Below are 24060 nucleotides of genomic sequence, written 5' to 3'. Positions count from 1 at the left end.
ACCGCCACGATATATAAATTGCATAAATTGCTTATATAAGTATCAGGTTACTCCATGATTCACCTTCAATCAGGACCACCCGTCCAACGGGTGGTTTGCTCTTGGGGTATAACCCCTTGTTGCCAAACTGCGCCTAAAGACGCTAGCCTGACAGTAATTCTGTTCAGGCTCAGTGTTATTTGTCATTTTCACTTACCCGTTAAACGGGCTTATTTCTTTTTGTTCCTTTTATCACTAAATGGATCTTCGTATTCTTTTACACTCAATTTATCTATTGCCTGGTCATGTGCTTCTTGTTCATGAATATATTTTGCTACGGTCGCCTCATTCAGACCTACAGTACTTATATAGTACCCTTCTGCCCAAAATTTTCGATTCCCGTATTTATATTTGAGCCCTGCGTGCTTCTCAAATATCATTGGCGAACTTTTCCCCTTTAGATATCCCATGAACGTTGACACCGCTATTTTCGGTGGGATCGCTACCAACATGTGAACATGATCCGGCATCATGTGACCTTCTAGAATTTCAACTCCCTTGTACTTACATAGACGTCTGAAAATTTCGATTAGATCTTTCCTCACTTGATTATAGATTTCTTTGCGTCTATACTTCGGGGTGAATACGATATGGTATTTGCACATCCACTTCGTGTGAGCTAGGCTATAGCTCTTATTTGCCATCTTTGACCATTCCTTTCCTTTGAGCCTGAACATCTCAATTCTATCGGAATGGTCTTAGTGGTCAAACCCTCGGTCCCCCCACCCGCATAGCGGGTGGTTTTTTTGTTTCCCGCGTTTCACGCGCTCAACTGGCTAAAGCCATAATAAAAAAGGCTCGCCTTATTGGCGAACCTTGGTAGCAGGTCGATCCTGCTTCAATTTAGCTATAGCATCGCTGACCATCTTGTCACGTTCGGGATTGGCGCCGGGCATCGATTGCTCAACGTAATGACCGTGTGCATATAGACGAGCAGCATCATCAAGACTCATTTTCTTCTTCATGATCAATCACCTCTTAGGATAATTATAGCATAACCAAGCGTTCTGCGACAGGTTCATCGATAACCATAAGGCCACCGCCAATGTACGATGCTCCAATGACATGCACGTAATATTGCATAAGGCGCTGTTTCTCCTTTGAGTGGAAAGCAACAACACCTTCAAATCCAAGCTCCATGCTTCGCTTGCATGCAAAGGCGATCAGATGCTCACCGATCAAATCGAGCTCCTTGCGCTCGCTTGGGACACTCTCAATAAGATGTACCCAAATATGATCCTCTTTACGCTCAAGAGCTATGGCCCCTTGTATTACATCATTGCCACGTATAACCATCTTATATACTTCGATGCCACGCTGGCCAAAATAAACTGACCAGTCAAAGTTTTCTTCCCAATCATGCATTTGATCCTTTATATCATATGGTTGCAGCGCTAGGAACGAAATAGGGTATGTCTCGCCGCTGCGGATATGTAGTAACACGATTCCACCTCCCGCTATAAGATTACGACAGGAAGTGGGAGCAGGCAATAGCATTACCGATCGGAAACTAGGAAGACTTTCAGAGTTAATCGCATTTCACAGATTTTTTATCATAGGTCTCTCACCCAATAATTGTAACATAATGGGATTATCCTGCCCTCTAGAGATTGATGATGCCACGACAGTCTAATACTTTATTTTCTTCAGACAATTACACTGCCTTCATTTCTTTCTATTATTGGCATGTTATAGTGCCCCGTTAGAGTTTAACAGGTATTGCTTGATGATTGGCAAATCGGGTGGACTGATTTCAGATGGAATTTCCCTAGAATCAAAAAAGCGTAATTCCATCACTTCTTCTCCATCCTTTTCTAAAGTGCCGATATAATCATTGCATAGATAAGCGGTCACAACCTGTCTCCTCAAATAGTTCTCTCTTAGCTACATCTGGGAGGCTCTCTCCTGGTTCTAATGAGCCGCCAGGTAACCCCCACAAACCATTGTTGGTTCTACTTTGTAATAATAAACAATTTTTATCATCGGTTAATAACACACATGCACCAGCCATGATTATGGGGGTGTGCCTATAAGCCGTCTTAATTCCATGATATAACCCAAGATGATTGCTCCTCTGAAAGTGATATGAATCGAATTATTATTTCGTAGTAGAATGTCTAAGTTCCTGTCTTTTCCTAACCGAAGTTATTGCCTTATCCTGCCCGTTCAGTTTAATACCCTCGTCAGTCTAGTGATTTATTTTCTAAGTCTATAAATTTATTTTCAATCTAAATCAATATTTTCTTCTAACAGTCGAAAGCGAATGAAGTGATTTTAAACGGTTATTTTATGCTACCCATTGTATGATTTCATTAAAAAATACTTTTTGATTTCTAACGCATCGAATCTAAATTATTTAGCTAAGATTTAAATGTTTTTTCGCTTCACTTAGTACCTCACTTAGGTAAATGAAATCAGATTCTGTCATGCGCTCATACAGGAGATATGAACGTATAATACTACGGCACTTGTTCTCAAACATGAAGATGATGTTTAGTGGCAGTTCCCTCACCTTTGACATGACACGAACTTCATCAATGATCTTCAGAATTACAACCTTATCAGTTATGAGCCTAGTTCCATCATCTTTTTCACCGTGTTTAATGGTTGCGCTGACCTCGCTCCTAGCTACTGTTAGGACGTTTGGCGACCTAGCAATATCATGTGATAGAACTTTAGTACATTTATCCTGGACAGTCCACATGGTTTCCATAAACTGTTGTCCGATCATAGCTATACTCTCATGTTGATACCCCTCTAGATACATCTTAAGAAGTATATTTTCTCTATGAGAATTTAGTAAGGGCAGATGATTGGCGCGAATACGTTGATATTTCACAGTCGTACTCCCTAAATTCTCTAAGACACCGCACTCATTCAATCGCTCAATAAAATTATAAAGTGTAAAAATGTAGTTCGCGCGCTCATTAGAATTAGATTTTATACGAAGAAACCCGTTTTCCTTAAGTTTCATAAATCTATTTTTAGTATTATCTAACCAAACCTTCGGATCTTTGTTTTTCTGGATGAAGTAATCCCACTGACTAATAATGTCATCAAATACCCATAACTGCCACAATTGCTTTGGGGTCTGAATAAAATCAGAATATCGAACTTCTACATGTAACAACGCGGGGAAATTCTCTGGGCTGATATTGTATTTTTTCGTTAGACGTAGGAATAATGTTTTCTCTTTCTCCGTCATATCCTTTGTGAACGCAATACACTTAGATTGGATGAAGCGGTATTTTGTCATCTTTATTATTGGTGATTTTATAGCTGCCATGCTGAGTCACCTTATATTTAGCTACAAAGGTAATCGGAGTCTCTTTCGTAATTTCAAGGTCAACTGGCCGTTCGAATCGAAGCACTGTCAGCTCCGGCTCACCTTCTGGGGATCTCCATAAATTCCCCTCAAGCGTCTTGCCTGCTACTTCAAGAGCATACTTTTTATAAGGGAAAGTGTTGTCTATATCTTTACTTCTAACTGTGACTCGAATTTGCGTAGGCGACACAACCATATTCTCCAGCGTGTGATCAGTTTCGCCTACCTCGAGCGGCTGATTTAGACTGGTTTTTATCGTCCCGCTCTCCATCTGCTATTTGCTTAATTGAAGATCGAATGCCAGTGGTCCCTCTACATCTTGTTCTTTTTTCATATATTGCAGCTTATAGGTCAGCTTTCCACTGGAAACATCCTCCGCCTTAAAATATTGCTGTGTGGTATATTCCCCCTTCGCTCCCGGTTGACCAAATGTAGAGCCATTTAGCGAATTTATGAGCGTTCCGTTTTTGTAACCTACTATATTTGGATAGGCCCATTCTTTTGCTTCTGGCTGATCAAAAATGATCGCTGAAGAGATTAACATTTTCTCTTGACCTTGGGTAAACGGCTTCACCTCTATGCTGCGCATCCCTTCCTGCCCTATAGGGAAGCTCTGTGTCTCCGTCGAGTGGATATCCAGTGGCAAATCCAATGATTGTACACTATAAGCCTGGATAGTATCCGTAACAAGCTGAACATTCACTGTGCCCTGCTTCGGTGTCCATTCACTTTCGAAATAACCGTTATAAATTTGATTTTTCTCGTCCCAGTTCAGATAGTTGTACGATCCAGAACTGCTCTTCCCCTCAGTACCTTTCAGGGTCATCTCATTCACACGCCAAGTTTCAGAGTCCTGTCGTTGTCCAACATCCAATGTGAATAAGATGATCGTTCGATTCTCATCCACGATGGCTGTATGTAGCTTTAACGTTACTCCGTCCTTCGTCACCGATTGATCTAGTTTTTGTCCGAGGTTTTGCGCCAGTGCGGCTTGAACGCCACCTTTTTCACGGAGCATTGAATCCCAATTATAATGAACTGCCGCATAAACCGGCGCCGCCGCTAAAAGCACTGATACCGAAGCGACAGCAGCTATTTTGCTCCAGTTTCTCCCCCGGTTCTGGCTGCCACTGCTCATCCGAGCGTGAACGGACGCTGTTGTATCATGTTCAATTCTCTCCCACATGCTATCAAAATCAGGATATGGCACACTTTGATCCTTATTCAACCGATGCTCCAGCATATTCTCTAACTTTCTCATAAGCTTCGCCCTCCTTCTGTTCAATTTGAACCCCAGCCTCCAGCAGGATTTTCCGCAATACCTTTAGCCCTTTATGCAGCCTTGATTTGGTCGTCCCGAGCGGAATAGACAGCAGGTCCGAAACCTCAGCCAAACTGAAATCATGCATATATCTGAGTGTAATCACCATCCGAAGCTTGATAGGGAGCTGACTCAAATATTTCGCCCATTCCATGGTCGTCTCTCGCTGCTCAATCAATCGATCTACAGGGACTTCAGGAGATTTCTTAAACAAATAAAGATTGTCTGAGACTTTTTGCTGTAAAGTACGCTTTCGTTTCAAATAATTCAGGCAATGGTTGACCGTTATTTTCATAATCCAAGCCTTCATATGCTCTACGTTCTCACGATTCGTGCGAAATACAGTAATGAACACATCCTGAGTCAAGTCTTCCGCATCCGCCGCGTCATGCACCATATAGTAGCAGGTCCGGTATACATCCTTGTTGTAGGCTTCAAATAACTCCCGGTTAGTCACCAAATCTTGCACCCTCCTTTCTTTTCTGTGATATCTATATGACAACCAGTCTTTGGAAAAGGTTCGTTTTTCTGAGCATAAACTATAGATGCTAGTAATAATAGATGGAAGATACCAATTACACTCGTAACACAAAAAGCCACTCCCCATAATTCTGAGAACTGGCTTTCCTTTATATTCACCGCTAACTGCCTACAAAAATTAAATAATATTCATAACCTCTCGCGCTTGTGTATCTAAGTCCTGGGCTGAGGAAGAAATATTTTTGAAATCATCTAGTGCTATTTGAATCTGCTGTTGGCTATCTACTATATTTTCTTGCACTTGATTTGTCCCTTTGGAGATCTTATCGATTTCCAGCGTAATGGCATCCACACTATCTTTCACTTGAACGATCGAATCCTGTACCATGGAAGAGAGCTTCCTAACTTCTTTTGCAACCACGTCAAAACCTCGCCCAAACTCCCCAGCATGTGCCGCTTCAATCGCTGCATTCAGCGCTAATAGATGCGTTTGCGAAGCAATATTGCGAATGGTTTCTACAATACCCTGAATCGATACCGCTTGGTTCTCCAGATTAGCTAGAGTATATGTATTTTCAATCGATACTTCGGCAATTTTGTCGACGCTCAGTAATAGTTCTTGGCTGCGTTCAATGCCTTTTTCAGCTCTTTGATTTAGGCTGTCCGACATCTCTTGCATCTGCTGCACAAGGACACTCATGTTATTTTGCCGATCTGTAATATTGGTCGCTATTTTGGATACCCCAATGACTTTTTCATTATTTTCATCGAAGACAGGCATGTAGGTAGCTTCCAGCCAGACCACATTTCCTTTTGCATCCATTCGTTCGATTTTATCCTGAAAGCTTTTTCCTGAGAAAAGATCCTGCCAAAACCGCTCATACCCCGGGCTATTTACAAAGTGAGAAAAGCAAAACTCCTTATGGTGCATGCCATACATATCTTCTTTGTTATACCCCATCGAACTAGCAAAAACTTCATTCACATAAGCCACTCGTCGATTAAGATCAAATCTTATAATGGCTAAATTTCTTTCTAAAGATCGGACAACAAGCTCATCGGTAACTCCTTGAGAGTGTACCATTCCCATATTATAATTCCTCCTGAATATCTATAAGTTGTTCGCGTCATCTTGAAGTATATTCGAACAATTATACGCTCTTATTACGCAGAGAGAAACACGTGATTTTTTATTAAAATGAATTTATTCGTAATTAAAAAAGACCCCAGCAACATTCGGCTGAGCCCTGCTTTCATTCGAATGATTATACGGGGAATCTGACGAGGGTGCGAGCAATGGAGAGCGAGTATTACTCTTTCTAATAGATTAATCCCAGAAGTACTCTAAGTGATGATAATTACGGAAAACCTCCCTATTAATTTTGCGAAAATCGTGGATTCATCTCATTTTAGTTATGATGAACGAAAGGCAGCCCCTGTTCGCACACCGTAGGTTAAAATGGAAGTTGAAGGACAACCATTTCAGAGCTACATGCGAAAGGAGCTGTTAATATGAAGAATACCATAAAATACGTAGGTTTGGATGTATCAAAAGAAAAAATTGCGGTGGCGATTGCAGATGAGGGTCGAGAACCCGCACGATATTATGGAGCCATATCTCATACCCCAGATGCTGTGGCTCGAATGATTCGGAAAATCAAAGGTACAGGGATTACACTGGAGGTCTGCTATGAAGCCGGGCCTACGGGGTACGACTTATATCGCTGGCTGACGAAAATGGGGATTTCCTGCGTGGTAATCGCACCTTCGCGTATGCCACAGCGTCCCGGCGATGCTATAAAAACCGATCGACGGGATGCTGAAAAACTGGCTCAACTGCACCGCGCAGGAGAATTGACTGCGATCCATGTGCCGACTCCTGAACTCGAAGCCTTAAGAGATCTCATTCGTGCACGAGAAGATGCTAGGCAGGACTTACATCGGGTTCGGCAACGGCTCATTCATTTTCTGTTGCGTCACCAAATTCACAAGCCAGAAGGCATGAAAAAACGTTGGACCAAAAGGTACCGGGAATGGCTGTCTATGTTGAAGTTTAATAATGTAGCTCAAGAAAAAGTTTTCGCGGAATCCCTGCAACAGCTCCGGGAAGTGGAGGAGCGAATCAAGCGACTTGAAGCCGCAATGCGAGAAGAAGCACAGATCTGTCCATACGCACCTGTCATTCAAGCGTTGCAAGGTCTGCGGGGAATTGCCCTGCTGACGGCTATGACTTTAGTTGTCGAGATTGGAAATTTTGAGCGTTTTCGTTCACCGGCTCAGCTCATGAGTTACCTGGGACTAGTGCCACGGGAGTATTCATCGGGAGCAAGTACCAAAAGAGGAAGTCTTACAAAAACCGGAAATTCCGGTGTGCGACGTGCACTGGTGGAGTCCGCATGGAGTTACCGTCACCGTCCTGCAGTTAAAGGAGATTTAGCAGTGCGCTTAGAGGGTCAGAGTGCTCATGTCCATGAAACGTCGTGGAAAGCCCAAGAACGGTTACACAGCAAGTATTTAAAGTTAGTCAGACGTGGGAAACACCGAAATTTAACTATGGCTGCGGTAGGTCGTGAGTTAGTTGGATTCATCTGGTCAATAGCGGTAGATGCAGAACGGAAAATGGCGTAGGTGAAATGAAAAAAACACAAAAAGTATACCCAAAAGATTTGAATTCTTGGGGCATGGAGACAAAGAGAAAGGTACGAGGAGAATCCGTGAATTCCCTATGCACAGGATCCCAGATCTGACGTGCGAAATTAGTTTGCGGAAGCTCCTTCGACGTAGGCATAATATGTGGTAACCAACCCACGGATAGCAGATTGCCAGCCGACGACTCGCATTTTGTCTCTGTGCCCAAGGAATTGAAAACCCTTTGGTTTAAAGGGGAAAACAGGGGTATTGACTAATTCGTTCATAGCAGGGAATTCCTCCCTATAATTTCGCGAATTAAAGCTTTTTTCTTGATATTTGAGAATTTTCAGGGAGCTTTTCCCTAAAAGCTCTCATTTTCAAGCGTTTGGTGAAGAAAAAGGGGGTTTTTCCCTAATTATCTCAAACAACCTTCAACAATGAAAAAAGATAGCCCGATTCCAACAAAAGACCCCAGCTGCAAATCCCAGCCAGGGTCCGAACCAGTTCCTATAATGCCGACTGAAACGTTTCACGTTCCACTAACCCGCGTATCATAGCCTCTACTTCTTGGACCCGTAATCCCCCATCTTGATGCCCCACACGGAATCCTTCTGATGGGCAGCAGCCTCCTTTATACTTGGAAGTCTTGCATCTTGGGGATTATGCCGTTCCAGGTACATCACAAATGCTTGATGAAGCCCGATTTCAGCATCCAGTTTATTGAGTTCGTTCGGGTGTTTTTCCATTTCCGCTAATTCTACTTCCCAACGGTATAAATCGCTTGCCTCAGACCGTTCCATCCGCACTTTTTCAGTCAGCTCCCGTAGCTCACGGTAGGCCTGTTTTACTTTTGAAGAGTACAGTTGTTTCTGATTCATAAAAGTTAAGAATGCGATAAGTAGCGCTAAACCTATCCATAAAATAATGTTGTCCATATTCTCCCCCTTGCTTGGGCTATTCTCCTAATTATACACACGAGAACGCAAAAATACCCCACAATGTGAGGTATCTGTCCAAGCCTTCAGCTTCTATTCTTTTTTCATAATTTCATGCAGCTGACGTTTGTCTGCTTCTAGAGCCCGAGCCTGTGCTTCGACATCCTCCAGATCGGCCTCCGCTGCCGAAAACTCAACATCCTCTGCTTTCGCCTCGTACAGCATTTTCATCTTCTCGGTTTTCGAGAAAATTTGTGAGTTCTCTCTATCCATAGTATCATTCGTCTCCCTTCTTCTTATTAATGAAGTAATTATTTAAATCATCCCACCTGCTTCTTCAATTAAGCGTAATGCCTGATCATAGGACTCCGAATTCAAAATCACCGTAAGCAAAATATCTCTACCCGTCGGTCCTCCATCTCCGCCATGACTCATCCCGCTGGCACTGGTATCTGCAGCAGCAAGTATGCCCGTGTGTGCACGCTCTGCAGTCATGGAGTCCATTCTGGCAACATTGCCGGTTACTGGGTTTACTCCTGAGCTAAAGCTCGTTCCTCCATATCTACTGAAGCGATCAATGGAAATTTCAATTGCCCTAAGTACACGGAGCTTACGAGCAACACCCTCTGCTTCCTCAGGAGTTTTAAAATAAGCCAAAATAGATCTTTCCGACATTTTATCCCCGCTCTCGCTTGAAGTTCGGATATCTATTGCATTCCTTTATATTGTCTACATTTCGCTTGTTTTATGCCCTTTTTTTCTCATATTCCACTTATTCACTAGGAATTCGACAATTTCTTTAACGATTCTCCCCAATATAGTGCTAAAGTTGCATATTCGTATTGAATTTATAGCTGTAGAATTAATTTAATTTTCATAATTTTTTACAATTCATGCTTAGGGAGGAGGCTTACAAATACAGCTATAACCATAAAAAACGTTTAGGAGGATGACTTATTTGAACCGCACCTTAAAACATTCTTTCCAAAGATTTGGTATTGGGGCAGCCAGCCTCGGACTAGCCTTTTCTGTCCTATTTCCTTCAGCCGTATTTGCGAACTCATCCATTGAATCATCAATTAACGCAGCTAATGAACACTCTCAACATGTGATCCCTCATAACTATGTAGGCGCGCTCAAAGGCTCAGCACCAGTATCCGTAATTGTGGAGCTAGCCAATAAGCCAGTCCATGTATATGAAAGTGAGGCGAAAACTCGTTCATTGCCTTCCTCGGTCTCCTTACAGCGTAGCAAAATCATTTCAGAGCATAAAAGCTTTATAGCCTCTGCAAGGAAAGTAGGAGCCGACATTGGATTTGAATACAGTGATATCTTTAATGGCTACTCCGTTACTCTCCCCGGAAATCAGGTAGAAAAACTGTTAGCGCTTCCAGGTGTAGCGGCTATTTATCCTAACGATGAAGTACACACCCTCAGTTCTGGATCAGCTACAGCATCTGTTACTAGCTCTTACTCAGACAGCGACAATCTTATTGGCGCTGACAAGCTACATAATCAAGGTTACACCGGTGATGGTGTAAAGGTGGCTGTCCTCGATACCGGCATCGACAAGAATCATCCTGTATTTAAAGACCATTATAAGGGTGGTTATGACTTTGTAGATCAGGATAATGATCCGTCCGAAACAGCACCTAACGTTAACTTTCCCCCAAAAGATGGCCGCCCTTACGAGACCTCACACGGCACTCACGTGTCCGGCACCATCCTGGACGTAGCTCCAGAAGTCGATCTATATGCGTATCGTGTGCTCGGTCCTTACGGTTACGGCACCACTGCGAATATTATCGCAGCGATCGAGCAAGCGGTCTCCGACGAAGCGGATATTATCAATCTCTCACTCGGTTCTGACTTCAACCAGAGCTATTCCGCAACTTCGATTGCCATAGACAACGCCGTGAAATCCGGAGTGAACGTTGTTGTGGCAGCCGGTAATGCTGGACCGGATAAAGAAACGCTGGGGGAACCCGCTGGAGCCCAACTCGCACTTTCCGTAGGAGCATCTACCACACCGGTGAATACACCCTTTTTTGATATCGGAGATGTTAAGAAAATCGAAGGCACTCTCGCAACTTATTCCCCAGATTTAGTCAGTAACACTGCCGGTACGAAGATCGTATACGCTGGTGTTGGTAGTCCTACGAATTACATAAATCTGGATGTCAAAGATAAAGTCGTCCTCGTCGATCGAGGAGCCCTTAGTTTTGGTGACAAATCACTACATGCCAAAGCCGCTGGCGCCAAGCTTTTGCTGATCGCCAATAATGAGCCTGAGGTAATTACTCCTACCCTTGGCACACCGGGGAACTATATCCCTACTTATGGAATCACACAGGCAGATGGCAAGAAGATAAAGGATCAGCTGGATGCAGCTATAGATACGATCAGTTACTATTCTGAACTTGAAGTGAATCAGTTAGCCGACTTCAGTTCAATTGGACCAGGTCTACCAGATTATCTGATCAAACCTGATGTTGTAGCACCTGGGGTGAATATTACTTCTACAATCCCTAGCTGGAATGAAGAGTATGATGAGGCTTTTGGCGTAGAGAGCGGTACCAGTATGGCAGCCCCTCATGTCGCAGGTGCAGTGGCTTTATTGCTTAGCGAAAACCCTGATCTAAAACCAAATGAAATGAAATCACTGCTGATGAATAATGCAGATCCTATTTATGCTCGAGACGGCAAACCTTACTCCTTGTATCAGCAAGGTGCAGGGTTAATCAATCTAGAGAAATCAGCAAAGGCTGGATCCATCGCAAAAGTGGGAGAAACCTTCCAAAATGGACAACTAGGTACAGCCGTAATCCCTTATTACACAGGCTCCTTGTCCTTCGGCTTACAGCCAAAGGGTGTTACTGTAACGAAATCAGTCTATGTAGAACCCTTTAAACAACTTGCAGGACAAACCTACACACTATCTACCGAATGGTTAGCGGGAACGGACGTGCCAAATGGCATTAGTATTGATGTTAACCCACCAGCTAGCGTGACCTCAGGCGAGAATCAATCCGCACAAATCACGCTAAATATCTCAGAACATACCGTTGATGGTAGCTACCAAGGCATCCTAAAGCTTAGTTCTGGAACAGAAACACTTCGGTTACCTTATAGCGTTGTTGTAGGCGATAAGTTCAATCTAGCACCTATCGGTCTACTCCAATTGGACAGTCCACAGATTTCACCTAATAACGATGGATGGTCAGACGACACAACGTTTACCTTCTCTGTTAATGAAGATCAACATGGCGTCCGATTCGTAGCTTCCCCATTAGCTGCTCCATCGACAGTATTAGGAGAAGTTTATTCAAGCGATGAAACATTCTATAGCGGCTTGTACGAGATTCCGAATTGGAATGGAACATTAACAGACTTAGAGACCTCCAATAAGTCTACATTACCAGATGGTCATTACTACATCACTCCTGTCCTTCCTGACGGTCAACTGGACAAGAACCAAGCTATTATATTCACCATCGATACTGAGAAACCACTGGTCTCTGGCATTTCATTCGCGGAATATGAACGTGAAGCACCAACCGATCCTGGCGCGGCACAAATTAGTGGTTTCATTGATGATGACCTATTGGCCTATTATATTTCCACCACAAACCCTATTGGAAACTGGTTTACCGTGTACGCCGAAGGTAAACATTATGATGGAAATACGTATCAATTTGGCGGTGTGATTCAGAATGATGGCTCCTTCACCATTGATGTCCCCGTTAACGAAGGTCTAAATGAGTACAAGATTTATGTTTTTGATTATGTAGGTAATGGCGCAGACAGCGAAGATTACGTTCAGCGGTTAATTTACAGTACTGGGGATGGCCCCTTCACTGTGACACCTAAGCTTTCTGCATCAACTATTGATACCAATAAAGAGGTTACCATTGATCTCGATTACTCGGTTACAGACGCTGTTTATGGCGTGTATGGCGCCTCATTCGGTGTCGTTTACGATAATTCACTTCCAGAACCGAAGATCACACCAAGTGTACAACTGGCTACGTATCAAGAAGAAAATTTTCCAGGAACATCACTTACAACGAACTCGCAAACGTATGATCTTGGAGACGGTCATAACCTGACTATGTATAGTGTCAAATTATCAGGCGGTGCTTACCACGGCTCTGGCTCACTAGGCCAGCTAACCTTCAAACCATCTACAGCAGGAAAATACGACTTGGAGCTGTACGATGTGCAGATCTGGAATGATGCCACAAAATCAACAATCCCGTCTGGTTTGAGAACAGTACGTGTAACTGTTAAGACACCTGATACACCGACGCCAACACCTACACCATCAACTGATTCGTATGTACCTACAGCAACCAGTGCTCCCGCTCCTGGAATCGCATTGAAATCTGGGAAGCTAGTAGAGACAGCAGATCCAGCAGGTGGCAAGCCTTCAGCGGTGTTTAACATCTTAGACACTGCATTAACAGCTTCGATCCAGAATGCAAAAGATAAAACTTCTGTGCTTGATCTTAGCGATGTAAACTTCAATAAATATAGCCAAGTTATTATTACTCTTACCCCGGCCCAAGCCGAGCAGTTAAAGAAATCGGAGCATGTACTCAGCTTAAAAGGTAATGGGTTCAATGTACTCATTCCAGCAGCTACCCTACCAGATTTCATCAACAGCAATGGTTTGGCCCTTACGATTAGTCTGACAGACACAGGCGACACAGCAGCCTTAACAGGAAGCTCAGCCGCAATAAATATCGGTTCTTCCATTCTCACCATCAAAAATGGTTGGACAACCGGAAAGCCGATCATCCTTCAGCTTAATCTAAAAGCCAGCAGTCTACTTGATGCTCGAAAGACTGCCGCTTATGTAGAATCAAAAGATCATAAATGGTCCTATTTGCAGCCAGGTTCTATCTCTAAAGAAGGTATTCTACAGTTTAATGTTACTGGTGACGGCTCTTACAGCGCAGCATCCCGAAATGTAAGCTTCAAGGATATTGGCCTACACTGGGCCAACAACGATATCGAGGTCCTTGCTGCCCATGGTATTATTGCCGGCAAAGGAACCGATGGCAGCTTTAAGCCTGCTGACACCTTAAATCAGGCAGAGCTTCTAACGCTCTTCGACCGTCTACTTAGAAAAGGTGACACTTGGAGCACTCGCGTCAAAGAAAGTGGATCTCGTGATGTGCTGACTCGCGAGGAAGCCGCTCTTATCATCGCTAAGGCCCTTGGTGCTGATCTTACAGTAGCCAAGATATCTTTAAGCTTTAAGGATGCCGACAGCATCGCTGCGGAAGCACGCAACGCTGTAGCCTATGCTGTAAGCAATGGATATCTCAAGGGTGTTAGTGCGGATAGCTTCAATCCACAAGGCACTCTGACTCGTGCACAAGCAGCAACAATTCTGAGCCGTGTGCTCGAGGATCTTCGTTCTAAGAACAACATCTAGTTGAAATTTTAAAAGAAAGCCTCAGCGGTCATCTGCTGGGGCTTTTCGTCTTTAGGTCATATTTGCGTTTCCGAGGTAGCCATCGGACACAGTTGCCCCTAAATGCTGGATTATGCGATATTTGGTATGCTAACGGACCCCATAGTCGCTATTGGCATGAAAAACACCAATTATGAGCGTTTTTCTGGGGTATAGCTGCACTGGAGTCCGAAACTTCGCTTCAAAGGCGGTAAAATTACAAATAGCGTCTGCTGAGTCCAAATGCATCGGAGAATCATTTTACTCAGCAGCTATCGTACACAGATGCCCCTAAATGCTGGATTATGCGGCATTTCGAATTCTAACGGACTCCTTAGTCGCTATTGGCGTGAAAAACACCAATTATGAGCGCTTTTTCGGGGAATAGCTGCACTGGAGTCCGAAACTTCGCTTCAAAGGCGGTAAAATTACAAATAGCGTCTGCTGAGTCCGAATGCATCAGAGAATCATTTTACTCAGCAGCTATCGTACACAGATGCCCCTAAATGCTGAATTATGCGATATTTGGTATGCTATCGGACCCCATAGTCGCTATTGGCAGGAAAAACACCAATTATGAGCGTTTTTCTGGGGTATAGCTGCACTGGAGTCCGAAACTTCGCTTCAAAGGCGGTAAAATTACAAATAGCGTCTGCTGAGTCCAAATGCATCGGAGAATCATTTTACTCAGCAGCTATCGGACTCAGTTGCCCCTAAATGCTGGATTATGCGATATTTGGTATGCTAACGGACCCCATAGCCGCTATTGGCATGAAAAACACCAATTATGAGCGTTTTTCTGGGGTATAGCTGCACTGGAGTCCGAAACTTCGCTTCAAAGGCGGTAAATTTGCATATAGCGTCAACTGAGTCCGTAAGCCTAAGCAGATGAATCAAATCAGAATGTGAGTTTGAAAAGCTAGAGACCAGCCACGAATTTCAGGGTTACGGGTTACGGGTTACGGGTTACGGGTTCTGAGTTTCGGCAGTATTGCGGGTTCCAGCAGGTTCTCCATAGCTCTTCAACAGTACTGTATGAGATTGGTTAACTGTCCCTACTCTCAGTCGACATAAGCAAGCTACCTAAACCCAAAAAAGCAGAGGAGCGATCCCCCATTAACGGGAAGATCGCTCCTCTGCTTTTTTAAACCCAGGACTGCCTCATTCATCAAAAATTCCTTATGAAACAGCCCATCTATACATTTAATGTATTAATTAAATTAGTTTAGATTATCAGTCCCCGCGGAACGCACGCTTCACACGATCAAAGAAGGATTGCTCATGCTCATGTGTGTTTTCACCATTCAGAGCGGCGAACTGTCGTAACAAATCTTTTTGCTCTTCATTGAGCTTGCTAGGTGTCACAACAATCACTCGTACATGCTGATCGCCTTGACCAGATCCACGTAGGCGCGGAACACCTTTACCTTTGAGGCGGAAGAATGTGCCTGTCTGTGTTCCCGCAGGAATCTTCAGCTTCACTTTTTCCGTTAAGGTTGGAATTTCAATCTCATCACCTAGTGCTGCTTGTGCAAACGTAAGCGGAACCTCGCACATAATATCATCGTTCTCACGCACGAAGAAATCATGCGATTTGACACGGATCACAATGTACAAGTCTCCAGCAGGACCGCCGCGTAAGCCGCCTTCGCCTTCGCCAGTCATGCGCAGCTGTGCACCGTCATCGACACCGGCAGGGATGCGCACATGAATCTTACGCTGCTTCTTAACTTTACCCTGTCCGCTACAAGTCGTACATTTTTCCTTAATAATCTTACCTGTACCACTGCAATGCGAACATGGACGACGATTACGCATCTGTCCAAGAGGTGTATTCTGTACGAATTCCTGCTGACCACTACCATGACAAGTGGAACAAGTCTCTGGTTTAGTACCCGGTTTAGCCCCGGAGCCGTAGCAGGTATCGCAAGTTTCCGTACGTGGAATCGTAATATCGGTTTCTTTACCGAATACCGCTTCCTTGAATTCAATGGTCATCGTATACTGCAAATCGCCACCACGCTGTGGTGCGTTAGGATCACGACGTCCACCGCCACCGAAGAACATATCAAAGATATCGCCTAGTCCTCCGAAGTCGCCGCCACCGCCGCCTCCGAAGCCACCCATACCTTGGTTAGGATCAATATGGCCATATTGGTCATATCTAGCTCGCTGTTGTCCGTCGCTAAGAACATCGTAAGCTTCTTTTACTTCTTTAAACTTAGCTTCAGCATCATCTGCTTTATTCACGTCTGGGTGATATTGGCGCGCCAATTTCCGGTACGCTTTCTTCACCTCGTCGTCTGAAGCATCTCTACTGAGGCCAAGCACTTCATAATAATCGCGTTTATCTGCCACTGCTTTCACCTCCGTACGTTACATACTCAAATTCCTAATTATCTGTCAAAGAAACATTATACGATAAAACCCTAGGATCTGACCATCTAGGTCTAGTAGATGTTTATTCTTACAATATCAGAAGGCGCATTCGCGAAGAGTGTGCAAACTGATATTACAAAAGGAAAGTCAAAACACGGGATGACCCGGTTTTGACCTTCCCTTCTTAACTATATAAGAATTTATCAGCTACGCCCTTTACACTTATCGTTTAAGGTTACCCTTGATTCTTATCTTCGTCAACAACCTCATAGTCAGCGTCAACTACATTGTCTTTCTTAGGAGCGCCTTCAGCAGCTCCAGCGCCACCTTCAGCACCTTGCTCTGCTTGAGCAGCTTGTTCATACAGCTTCATGGACAACTGTTGTACGATTTCAGTCAATGCTTCTGTAGCCGCATTGATTTCTTCCAGGTTGTCAGTTTCTAGTGCTGCTTTTACTTTATCTTTAGCTTCGTTTGCTTTTTCAACATCGGAAGCATCGGCTTTATCACCAAGATCTTTGATTACTTTCTCAGTAGAATACACAAGTTGGTCAGCGTTGTTCTTAGCTTCTACCAATTCTTTACGCTTACGGTCTTCCTCAGCGTGAAGCTCGGCATCCTTCATCATTTGTTCTACTTCAGCATCGCTCAGACCGCTGGAAGAAGTAATTGTAATCTTCTGGCTCTTGTTTGTACCCTTATCTGTAGCAGATACATTCACAATACCGTTGGCATCGATATCGAAAGAAACTTCGATTTGTGGTACACCGCGTGGTGCTGGTGGAATCTCGTTCAACATAAAGCGTCCCAGGGTCTTGTTACCATTTGCCATTTGACGCTCACCTTGCAGCACGTGAATTTCTACGCTAGGTTGGTTGTCAGCAAAGGTCGAGAATACTTGGGATTTACTTGTAGGGATCGTAGTATTACGTTCGATCATCTTCGTAAATACGCCACCTGCAGTTTCGATACCGAGGGAAAGCGGAGTTACGTCGAGCAATACAACGTCCTTAACATCACCAGTCAATACACCCGCTTGAACAGCAGCACCAAGAGCTACCACTTCATCCGGATTCACACCTTTGTGTGGATCTTTACCTGTAAGCTTCTTGATTGCATCTTGTACGGCAGGGATACGTGTAGAACCACCAACTAGAACGATTCTAGTAAGGTCTGCAGGCGTCATACCAGCATCAGACAAAGCTTGACGAGTTGGTCCCAAAGTACGTTCTACCAGACCAGCAGTGAGCTCATCAAATTTCGCACGAGTCAAGTTGATCTCCAAGTGCTGAGGTACTCCGTCAACCACAGTGATGAACGGAAGCGAAATTGTAGTTGTCAGAACGCCTGACAATTCTTTTTTCGCTTTTTCAGCAGCGTCTTTTAAGCGTTGAACAGCAGATTTATCTTTGCTCAAATCAATGCCTTGCTCTTTTTTGAATTCAGAAACCAGGTAGTCCATAACGACTTGGTCAAAGTCATCGCCACCAAGTTTGTTGTCACCGCTTGTAGCTTTAACTTCAAAGAAGCCATCGCCCAATTCCAGGATGGATACGTCGAACGTACCACCACCAAGGTCATATACAAGGATGGTTTGATCTTCGGATTTCTCCAGACCGTATGCCAAAGCTGCAGCTGTTGGCTCGTTCACAATACGCAGAACTTCCAGGCCTGCAATTTTACCTGCATCTTTAGTAGCTTGACGCTGGCTGTCATTGAAATAAGCAGGAACTGTGATAACTGCTTGAGTAACGGTTTGACCAAGATATGCTTCTGCATCGGATTTCAGCTTTTGAAGAATCATTGCCGAAATTTCTTGTGGAGAATAGTCTTTACCATCAATGCTTTCTTTGTAGTTCGTACCCATGTGACGTTTAACAGAGCTGATCGTACGATCAGGGTTGGTAATCGCTTGGCGTTTAGCTGTTTCACCGACGATACGCTCGCCGTCTTTCTTAAAGCCTACAACCGAAGGGGTTGTACGTGCGCCTTCTGGGTTTGGAATTACAACGGCTTCGCCGCCTTCCATTACAGCAACGCAAGAGTTCGTGGTTCCTAAGTCAATACCGATAACTTTACTCATAAAAATTTGCCTCCTCTAAAGTTATATGGAGCTTAAGCTCATTTGGTTTATAAAAAATATCAAAAAATTCGATTGTTAATCGAGTATTTGAGCATCATTATGCAGTTAGATAAAAAGATCAATGTAGTAAACTTCATGGTGGACAGAAACTGCCCGTCCTATATAGACAGACTACATGCTGACTTTGACCATAGCAGGACGAAGGACCTTATCTTTCAGAAGGTATCCCTTTTGGACCTCTTCCGTTACGATACCCTCTTCGTACTCCTCGCTCTCCACCTGCATAATAGCCTGATGGTATTCAGGATTAAAAGGCTGTCCTACTGTTTCCATAGCGGTTAGTCCTTCAGTCTTCAATACCCCATCTAGCTGACGGAAAATCATATTAACACCCTTCACGAAAGCTTCGGATTCAGGATTAGTTGGAGTAGTGACTAACGCACGCTCGAAATTGTCCAGTACTGTAAGCAATTCAGTCACGAGCTTAGAAGTGGCATATTGAGCCAGCTCTTCTTTCTCCTTTTGAGTACGACGACGGAAGTTATCGAAATCAGCCTGCGCACGCAGTGCACGTCCTTGATATTCATCAGCGAGATCCTGCAGACGTTTTACCTCCGCACCTGTGTCTGAAGCACCTTCACTAACTTCTTCTTCTGTAAATGATTGGCCTTCCGAAGCTACATCAGCCTCAGGTTCCTCATTTATCAAATCGTCTTTGAATTCATTAGCATCTTGAACTTGTTTCTTTTTCAAGTTGTCTTCACCTCCTTAAAATCATTCACGTAATCATTGTTGACTCTGTTCACTTATACCAGTGTGCCAGCATCGCTGTCAAATCTCGGGATAAAATGCCCAAGATCCCCATCACTCTTGCGTATTCCATTCGTGTCGGACCAAGGATTCCTATGCTGCCCAGTGCCTGCCCATCAAGAGAATAAGTAGCGGTAATCAGACTGCAGTTGGCGAACGCTTCATGATTGTTCTCCGTTCCTATTCGCACCTGAATACCTGTACCACCTGTTGTAGGGGCCAGCATTTTGAGCAATGTAGGTGTCTCTTCCAGCAGATCAAGAATGCTTTTCACCTTATCAACATCCTTGAATTCAGGCTGTGTAAGCATATTCGTGGCTCCACTGAGATAGATACGCTGCTCTTGATCACTTTCCAGCGCAATGTCCAGCACTTGCATTAATTCTTCATAATGTGAGATGTGACGCTGCATTTCCTCGCCAAGCTCGGAATAGAGTCGAGTCTTCAGCTTATAGAGTGGTACATTGACCAGCTTGCTATTCAGTAGGTTAACCACTTTCTCCATCTCGGAAACGGAAATCTCCGGTGGAATGTTCACCGTACGGTTCTCAACTTGACCCGTACTTGTAACGATAATCGCTACAGCGGTTGTATCATCTAGTGGTAACAACTGAAAATGACGCAGTGATGTATGAAAAACCTCCGGTCCCAGGAGGATGGAAGTGTAATTCGTCATATTGGAAAGAATCATCGCCGCATGTTGGATTACCTGCTCCATCGCATTCAGCTTCTCGGCAAAAAAAGCGCGGATCGTGCCCATCTCTGCCGTTTCGGCGGAATTCCACGGTACTAGATGATCCACATAATATCGGTATCCTTTATGGGAAGGTATTCTCCCTGCCGATGTATGAGGCTGCTCGAGATAACCCAAATCCTCTAGGTCAGCCATTTCATTTCGAATAGTTGCAGGGCTATAGCCTACATCACCCCGTTTAGAAATGCTGCGAGATCCTACTGGTTCTGCCGATGAAATATAATCATCTACAATTGCATTTAGTATCATTCTCTGGCGATCAGTTAACATGTTATCCCCTCCTTGCGGCTGTTTGGCTCCGATTCGTTAGCACTCGACTTAGATGAGTGCTAACCACTAATACAAAAATACCAAACTGACATTGACATTGTCAAGTCAGTTCAGCATCTTAAGTACTGCTATTTCATCGCAGGCATGCTGCTTTTTACAATTCACGCAATCCGTCCATACTTTTTCTGGAAAAATCTCTTTCTCAACGACTTCGAAACGGGCATTTTCATGGGTATTATCAAGGTTCGACCACTAACTACTCACTACATTTGCCTTAATTATATAGCGGCTTTTACCTTGTGTACAGTGGTCGGAAGAAATTTAGAGTTCAGTGGTTTAGATATCTCTCTAGAGTTTACCCGATTCGCCTATATAATGAAGTTAATTTTCAAATACATAAAACCCACATAATCCACGTTAATAATCTGCTATAAGAGCCCCATGATCGACCCTGCAAGAGCAAAAGACCTACAACATGATTGATCATTCTTATGCAAACGAGACTTCAGTGGAAGCCAGAGACGCTGAGACAAACATACTCTGTTACGTTCATTATTTTTTTCAAAAGTTGTGCTTCTGTTCCCTGATAAATGAACAATTCACCCCACTTAAACATAAAAAAAGCCATGGAATGATCCATAGCTTTAAAATACATTGTAGAATTGATTAATTTAACCGATAAACGGAAATTCAAATATACAAAGATAGTTCGTAATTACTTATTTACCATCTGACTTGCTGGACTTGTGCCATATTGCCTTGACCCTTTTCAAATCTGTTGCTTGGTATTTTAGATGTTGTCGTTACATGAACATCACCAGATTTCAAAGCTTCGAATAATTTTCCAAAACTTTTCCTATGTACATATACATACCAACTATCCGATCCATCATCTGGAATAACCCTTGCGCAGAAGTAGCTTGACTCAATACTTGAATCGAAACCATAGTTATAATAATCATCTAGAGAGGCAGTACCTTCTAGGACAAACTCTTTGTCCAAATTATTTACCATATCATACTGGACATCCTTAGCTTTTAGTTGATGATCCTCTTGGTAGGCTTTTTTGTATGAGTACCCCTCAGGTTTATCTTCCGCTGCCTCCAACTTTTTGCTTATTCCATTGGCATAATCGTCCTTCAGATTCTTCTTATTTAACATCCCTTCACCAATAATACTTACAACAGCTTTTCTCGCCTCTTTAAAATTCTCCACTCCATTTTCATACCCATAGTATTCTTCAAACTTCCCAACTACCATATTACGTACATTATTAGTTAGGTCTTGCTCATTCTTATTTTGATCTTTTAAATACTTCAATTTCCCTGCAGTTGACATTAACTCCACTAAATCAATATCACTATCTGTTCCCTTGTACTGATCCGCCATGATCGCATATTGGATACTGTCATCCCATATGTCTAGACTAATATCAGCTGGCTTTTCCTTCATTCTTGATGAGCAACCCGATATAAATACCACGCAAACAATCAAACCAAATATAATTTTTTTCACTTCGACCCCTCCATAATTATTGATATCTATTGAAGAACATAAGCTAAACTGATTATATGTTACAATATTCCTTTTTGTCGAGTTCACCAGACACTTTACCTATTCAATATTTCGGATAATAGGTGTAAAAGGAGTCTTTCCTTTGCCACTTGAAGCTGTTTTCGGAAAAGTTATTAAAAGTATTCGTATTACTAGGAACATTACCCAAGCTCAACTTGCTGTAGATAGCACATTAGAACGCAGCTATATTTCAGAACTTGAAAATGGGAAATACCAACCTACCTTGACTAGCTTGTTTGATATTGCCAGGGGACTAGGTATGAATCCTTCTGACATAGTGAGACTTGTGGAGATAGAATTCGAGAAACAAAATCAATCTAAACGATAATATCAAAGTGGTGTGGAGTTTCCCTATTATAAGGGGCAATTCACCCATTTTTTTTGCATCTGCGCTCGGATGCTGTGCCCTACCTGTATCCCATGAACAAATGCTGTTAAAAAGTTTTAACTATCCCCCCTACTCCAAAATAAAGAGCCTTCTTTATGAAGGCTCTAACACTGGACTCTAAACAATTTGTTCTTTATGTAATTATCATTCAACCAACGTGTCCAATTTATATAGTTTCTAAAATACAAATTCTTTCTCGTTGTTCTCCTCATCAAGATATTTCACCCTACAGGATTCTCTCCAACTTTCCCAATTTATGACGCTGTCAACTTCCACACGGAATAATTCATTGTACGGAACATTCATTGGACTAGAAAAATCATAAAAAACAAGTTCATAAGGGCATGCCCAATAGCATCCATCAATCACTATTAGTTTTTTTTGTTGAAAATTTATTATTTCTCCCCAGCAAAATCCATGACCTTCATATGCCTCTTCGGGAACATAATGTTTGGTTTCTTTATTTGATAAATTAACAATTGAGTATCCCTGATAATCTAACCCACATAACAGATATTCTATGCCATTTATCTCCAACCAACTATACGGAAATGCGCCGTAGTTTCTATATATTATGTCGATAGTTTTATGCTCACTATCCGTAACAATTCCTTTTGTGTAATCATATCTGTAAATATCTTCTTCATGGTTATAGTGATGGATTTCAAGTTTAAACTTCCCTGACGTTGAATGAATAATTTCAGTTTCATCGGGGTTGTAAAATTCATCTTGAAAATAGTACATCATTTTAGCTCTTTCAGTAAGAAAACGAGAATCTTCAACAATATTCCTCAAAGTCTTTCACCTCACTTTTGTATTACAAATTGTACCATAATATTGTGATCCTTTTAGTTAGCTTTATAACTAGTCTAAAACTTTATTTTGCATTTTCGTAGTCGCTTACTCTTCTATAGAACGTATTTGGTTTCATTTCTACTCTTTTCATTGCTTCAACAGCGGTGATCGTTCCACTCTTCCACTCGTTATATACAACTATAAATTCTTCGTTGATCTCTTTCTTTGGTCTTCCAAACTTGACTCCTTGGCTCAAGGCAACTTCTATTCCTTCGGCTTGTCTTTGTTTCGTCTTTTTTCGTTCCTGCTCCGCAACATAGCTGAGTAGGCTCAAAAATTGATCTTCCATTAATCGTCCCAAGTCACCCATGTTCTTAAATTTCCGACTATCAAATAGCGTCTCATTCTCAAGCACCACAATATCCGCATTAACTTCTCTTGTTATATATTTCCATTCACGTATGATTCCTTCATAATCTCTACCAAGCCTATCCAATGCATCTATGTATATTAAGTCACCTTCACGGATCACAAGTCGTAATGCTTGATATTGTGGTCGGTTAAAATCTTTGCCACTCGCCTTGTCTATGAATGTATATCGCTCTTCGATACCTAGTTCCCTCATCTTTTTAATTTGACGCTCGGCATTCTGATCTTTTGTGGAAATACGTACATAAGCAAGTTTCATTTAACCATCCTCCTTGACACATATATTACGTCAATAAGTATATCATGGATATGAAACATTTCAAATGTATTAATTATATGTTTTGAAACACATCTGATGATGGATAATATGTCGGTTCAAAAAGTA

23 protein-coding genes and 1 pseudogene are annotated in these 24060 nt (G+C 42.7%); 3 read left to right on the top strand and 21 right to left on the bottom strand.

All coding sequences use genetic code 11. The features are described 5' to 3' along the window. Positions 1-209 precede the first annotated feature (209 nt). The 10 genes from tnpA to NSS67_RS09800 all read right to left on the bottom strand — a co-directional run bounded on the left by tnpA (position 210) and on the right by NSS67_RS09800 (position 6255). A complete protein-coding gene (gene tnpA / locus NSS67_RS09845; protein WP_339319370.1) occupies positions 210-683 on the bottom strand; it encodes an IS200/IS605 family transposase in 474 nt (157 codons plus the stop codon). 159 nt (positions 684-842) lie between these two features. Next, positions 843-1004, bottom strand: coding sequence for a hypothetical protein (locus tag NSS67_RS09840; RefSeq protein ID WP_339319369.1), 162 nt, complete (start codon positions 1002-1004; stop codon positions 843-845). Between the two features lie 22 nt (positions 1005-1026). Beyond that, the gene (locus NSS67_RS09835; protein WP_339319368.1) at positions 1027-1482 is read right to left on the bottom strand and encodes a hypothetical protein; all 456 of its coding nucleotides are present in this window, start codon (positions 1480-1482) and stop codon (positions 1027-1029) included. Between the two features lie 246 nt (positions 1483-1728). Next, positions 1729-1893 (bottom strand): hypothetical protein, encoded by a 165-nt coding sequence (locus tag NSS67_RS09830; protein ID WP_339319367.1) that lies wholly within the window; start codon positions 1891-1893, stop codon positions 1729-1731. Further along, positions 1871-2050, bottom strand: a complete 180-nt coding sequence (locus NSS67_RS09825; protein ID WP_339319366.1) for an NUDIX domain-containing protein — start codon at positions 2048-2050, stop codon at positions 1871-1873. The genes NSS67_RS09830 and NSS67_RS09825 overlap by 23 nt, the downstream gene beginning before the upstream one ends. Positions 2051-2395: 345 nt before the next feature. After that, the gene (locus NSS67_RS09820; RefSeq protein WP_339319365.1) at positions 2396-3325 is read right to left on the bottom strand and encodes a hypothetical protein; all 930 of its coding nucleotides are present in this window, start codon (positions 3323-3325) and stop codon (positions 2396-2398) included. Next, complete coding sequence (locus NSS67_RS09815; RefSeq protein WP_339319364.1) at positions 3267-3635, bottom strand: hypothetical protein; 369 nt, start codon at positions 3633-3635, stop codon at positions 3267-3269. Before NSS67_RS09815 ends, NSS67_RS09820 begins: the two co-directional genes overlap by 59 nt. Before the next feature lie 3 nt (positions 3636-3638). Further along, positions 3639-4625 (bottom strand): DUF4179 domain-containing protein, encoded by a 987-nt coding sequence (locus NSS67_RS09810; protein ID WP_339319363.1) that lies wholly within the window; start codon positions 4623-4625, stop codon positions 3639-3641. Then, positions 4585-5145, bottom strand: a complete 561-nt coding sequence (locus tag NSS67_RS09805) for an RNA polymerase sigma factor (protein WP_339319362.1) — start codon at positions 5143-5145, stop codon at positions 4585-4587. The genes NSS67_RS09810 and NSS67_RS09805 overlap by 41 nt, the downstream gene beginning before the upstream one ends. Before the next feature lie 198 nt (positions 5146-5343). Further along, the gene (locus tag NSS67_RS09800) at positions 5344-6255 is read right to left on the bottom strand and encodes a methyl-accepting chemotaxis protein (protein WP_339319361.1); all 912 of its coding nucleotides are present in this window, start codon (positions 6253-6255) and stop codon (positions 5344-5346) included. A gap of 422 nt (positions 6256-6677) precedes the next feature. On the opposite strand from NSS67_RS09800, the gene NSS67_RS09795 reads away from it, so the two are divergent. Next, the gene (locus tag NSS67_RS09795) at positions 6678-7793 is read left to right on the top strand and encodes an IS110 family transposase (RefSeq protein WP_339315492.1); all 1116 of its coding nucleotides are present in this window, start codon (positions 6678-6680) and stop codon (positions 7791-7793) included. Between the two features lie 563 nt (positions 7794-8356). On the opposite strand, the gene NSS67_RS09790 is transcribed toward NSS67_RS09795, so the two are convergent. From NSS67_RS09790 to NSS67_RS09780, 3 genes are all read right to left on the bottom strand, one after another. After that, the gene (locus NSS67_RS09790; protein ID WP_339319360.1) at positions 8357-8731 is read right to left on the bottom strand and encodes a hypothetical protein; all 375 of its coding nucleotides are present in this window, start codon (positions 8729-8731) and stop codon (positions 8357-8359) included. 93 nt (positions 8732-8824) lie between these two features. Next, positions 8825-9004: a YfhD family protein gene (locus tag NSS67_RS09785; RefSeq protein ID WP_060621961.1), complete on the bottom strand. Its 180-nt coding sequence runs from the start codon at positions 9002-9004 to the stop codon at positions 8825-8827. A gap of 42 nt (positions 9005-9046) precedes the next feature. After that, complete coding sequence (locus NSS67_RS09780; protein WP_339319359.1) at positions 9047-9406, bottom strand: hypothetical protein; 360 nt, start codon at positions 9404-9406, stop codon at positions 9047-9049. 283 nt (positions 9407-9689) lie between these two features. Between NSS67_RS09780 and NSS67_RS09775 the strand changes: the two genes are divergently transcribed. Continuing rightward, complete coding sequence (locus NSS67_RS09775) at positions 9690-14174, top strand: S8 family serine peptidase (RefSeq protein ID WP_339319358.1); 4485 nt, start codon at positions 9690-9692, stop codon at positions 14172-14174. A 1251-nt stretch (positions 14175-15425) separates the two neighbouring features. Here the strand turns inward: NSS67_RS09775 and dnaJ are convergent. The 6 genes and pseudogenes from dnaJ to NSS67_RS09745 form a co-directional block, all read right to left on the bottom strand. Beyond that, positions 15426-16550, bottom strand: coding sequence for a molecular chaperone DnaJ (gene dnaJ / locus NSS67_RS09770; protein WP_339319357.1), 1125 nt, complete (start codon positions 16548-16550; stop codon positions 15426-15428). A gap of 256 nt (positions 16551-16806) precedes the next feature. Continuing rightward, complete coding sequence (gene dnaK / locus NSS67_RS09765; RefSeq protein WP_339319356.1) at positions 16807-18654, bottom strand: molecular chaperone DnaK; 1848 nt, start codon at positions 18652-18654, stop codon at positions 16807-16809. 171 nt (positions 18655-18825) lie between these two features. After that, positions 18826-19407, bottom strand: a complete 582-nt coding sequence (gene grpE / locus NSS67_RS09760) for a nucleotide exchange factor GrpE (protein WP_339319355.1) — start codon at positions 19405-19407, stop codon at positions 18826-18828. Between the two features lie 49 nt (positions 19408-19456). Next, positions 19457-20488, bottom strand: a complete 1032-nt coding sequence (hrcA, locus tag NSS67_RS09755; RefSeq protein ID WP_042130390.1) for a heat-inducible transcriptional repressor HrcA — start codon at positions 20486-20488, stop codon at positions 19457-19459. Positions 20489-20593: 105 nt separating this feature from the next. Then, positions 20594-20704, bottom strand: a pseudogene (locus tag NSS67_RS09750) (GNAT family N-acetyltransferase); the annotation flags it as partial. Positions 20705-21211: 507 nt separating this feature from the next. Beyond that, a complete protein-coding gene (locus tag NSS67_RS09745; RefSeq protein ID WP_339319354.1) occupies positions 21212-22003 on the bottom strand; it encodes a hypothetical protein in 792 nt (263 codons plus the stop codon). Between the two features lie 142 nt (positions 22004-22145). Here NSS67_RS09745 and NSS67_RS09740 point away from each other — a divergent pair, with 142 nt between their 5' ends. Continuing rightward, entirely contained in the window at positions 22146-22391 is a 246-nt protein-coding gene (locus NSS67_RS09740; RefSeq protein ID WP_339319353.1) for a helix-turn-helix transcriptional regulator, read from the top strand. 237 nt (positions 22392-22628) lie between these two features. On the opposite strand, the gene NSS67_RS09735 is transcribed toward NSS67_RS09740, so the two are convergent. Both NSS67_RS09735 and NSS67_RS09730 read right to left on the bottom strand, forming a co-directional pair. After that, positions 22629-23246 carry a hypothetical protein gene (locus NSS67_RS09735; RefSeq protein WP_339319352.1) on the bottom strand — a complete coding sequence of 206 codons (618 nt, stop codon included), beginning with the start codon at positions 23244-23246 and terminating at the stop codon, positions 22629-22631. Positions 23247-23328: 82 nt separating this feature from the next. Further along, the gene (locus tag NSS67_RS09730; RefSeq protein ID WP_339319351.1) at positions 23329-23934 is read right to left on the bottom strand and encodes a recombinase family protein; all 606 of its coding nucleotides are present in this window, start codon (positions 23932-23934) and stop codon (positions 23329-23331) included. Positions 23935-24060: the final 126 nt, after the last annotated feature.

This window comes from Paenibacillus sp. FSL R10-2734 (assembly GCF_037963865.1).
GTDB lineage: Bacteria > Bacillota > Bacilli > Paenibacillales > Paenibacillaceae > Paenibacillus_AQ.
Note: the sequence above shows the minus strand (reverse complement) of the source record. Positions and strands in the feature narration are given on the sequence as shown.

Coding starts and splice junctions, on each gene's coding strand:
- tnpA (WP_339319370.1), bottom strand. CDS start 683: ATGGCAAATAAGAGCTATAGCCTAGCTCACACGAAGTGGATGTGCAAA.
- NSS67_RS09840 (WP_339319369.1), bottom strand. CDS start 1,004: ATGAAGAAGAAAATGAGTCTTGATGATGCTGCTCGTCTATATGCACAC.
- NSS67_RS09825 (WP_339319366.1), bottom strand. CDS start 2,050: ATGGCTGGTGCATGTGTGTTATTAACCGATGATAAAAATTGTTTATTA.
- NSS67_RS09820 (WP_339319365.1), bottom strand. CDS start 3,325: ATGGCAGCTATAAAATCACCAATAATAAAGATGACAAAATACCGCTTC.
- NSS67_RS09815 (WP_339319364.1), bottom strand. CDS start 3,635: ATGGAGAGCGGGACGATAAAAACCAGTCTAAATCAGCCGCTCGAGGTA.
- NSS67_RS09810 (WP_339319363.1), bottom strand. CDS start 4,625: ATGAGAAAGTTAGAGAATATGCTGGAGCATCGGTTGAATAAGGATCAA.
- NSS67_RS09800 (WP_339319361.1), bottom strand. CDS start 6,255: ATGGGAATGGTACACTCTCAAGGAGTTACCGATGAGCTTGTTGTCCGA.
- NSS67_RS09795 (WP_339315492.1), top strand. CDS start 6,678: ATGAAGAATACCATAAAATACGTAGGTTTGGATGTATCAAAAGAAAAA.
- NSS67_RS09790 (WP_339319360.1), bottom strand. CDS start 8,731: ATGGACAACATTATTTTATGGATAGGTTTAGCGCTACTTATCGCATTC.
- NSS67_RS09785 (WP_060621961.1), bottom strand. CDS start 9,004: ATGGATAGAGAGAACTCACAAATTTTCTCGAAAACCGAGAAGATGAAA.
- NSS67_RS09780 (WP_339319359.1), bottom strand. CDS start 9,406: ATGTCGGAAAGATCTATTTTGGCTTATTTTAAAACTCCTGAGGAAGCA.
- dnaK (WP_339319356.1), bottom strand. CDS start 18,654: ATGAGTAAAGTTATCGGTATTGACTTAGGAACCACGAACTCTTGCGTT.
- hrcA (WP_042130390.1), bottom strand. CDS start 20,488: ATGTTAACTGATCGCCAGAGAATGATACTAAATGCAATTGTAGATGAT.
- NSS67_RS09730 (WP_339319351.1), bottom strand. CDS start 23,934: ATGAAACTTGCTTATGTACGTATTTCCACAAAAGATCAGAATGCCGAG.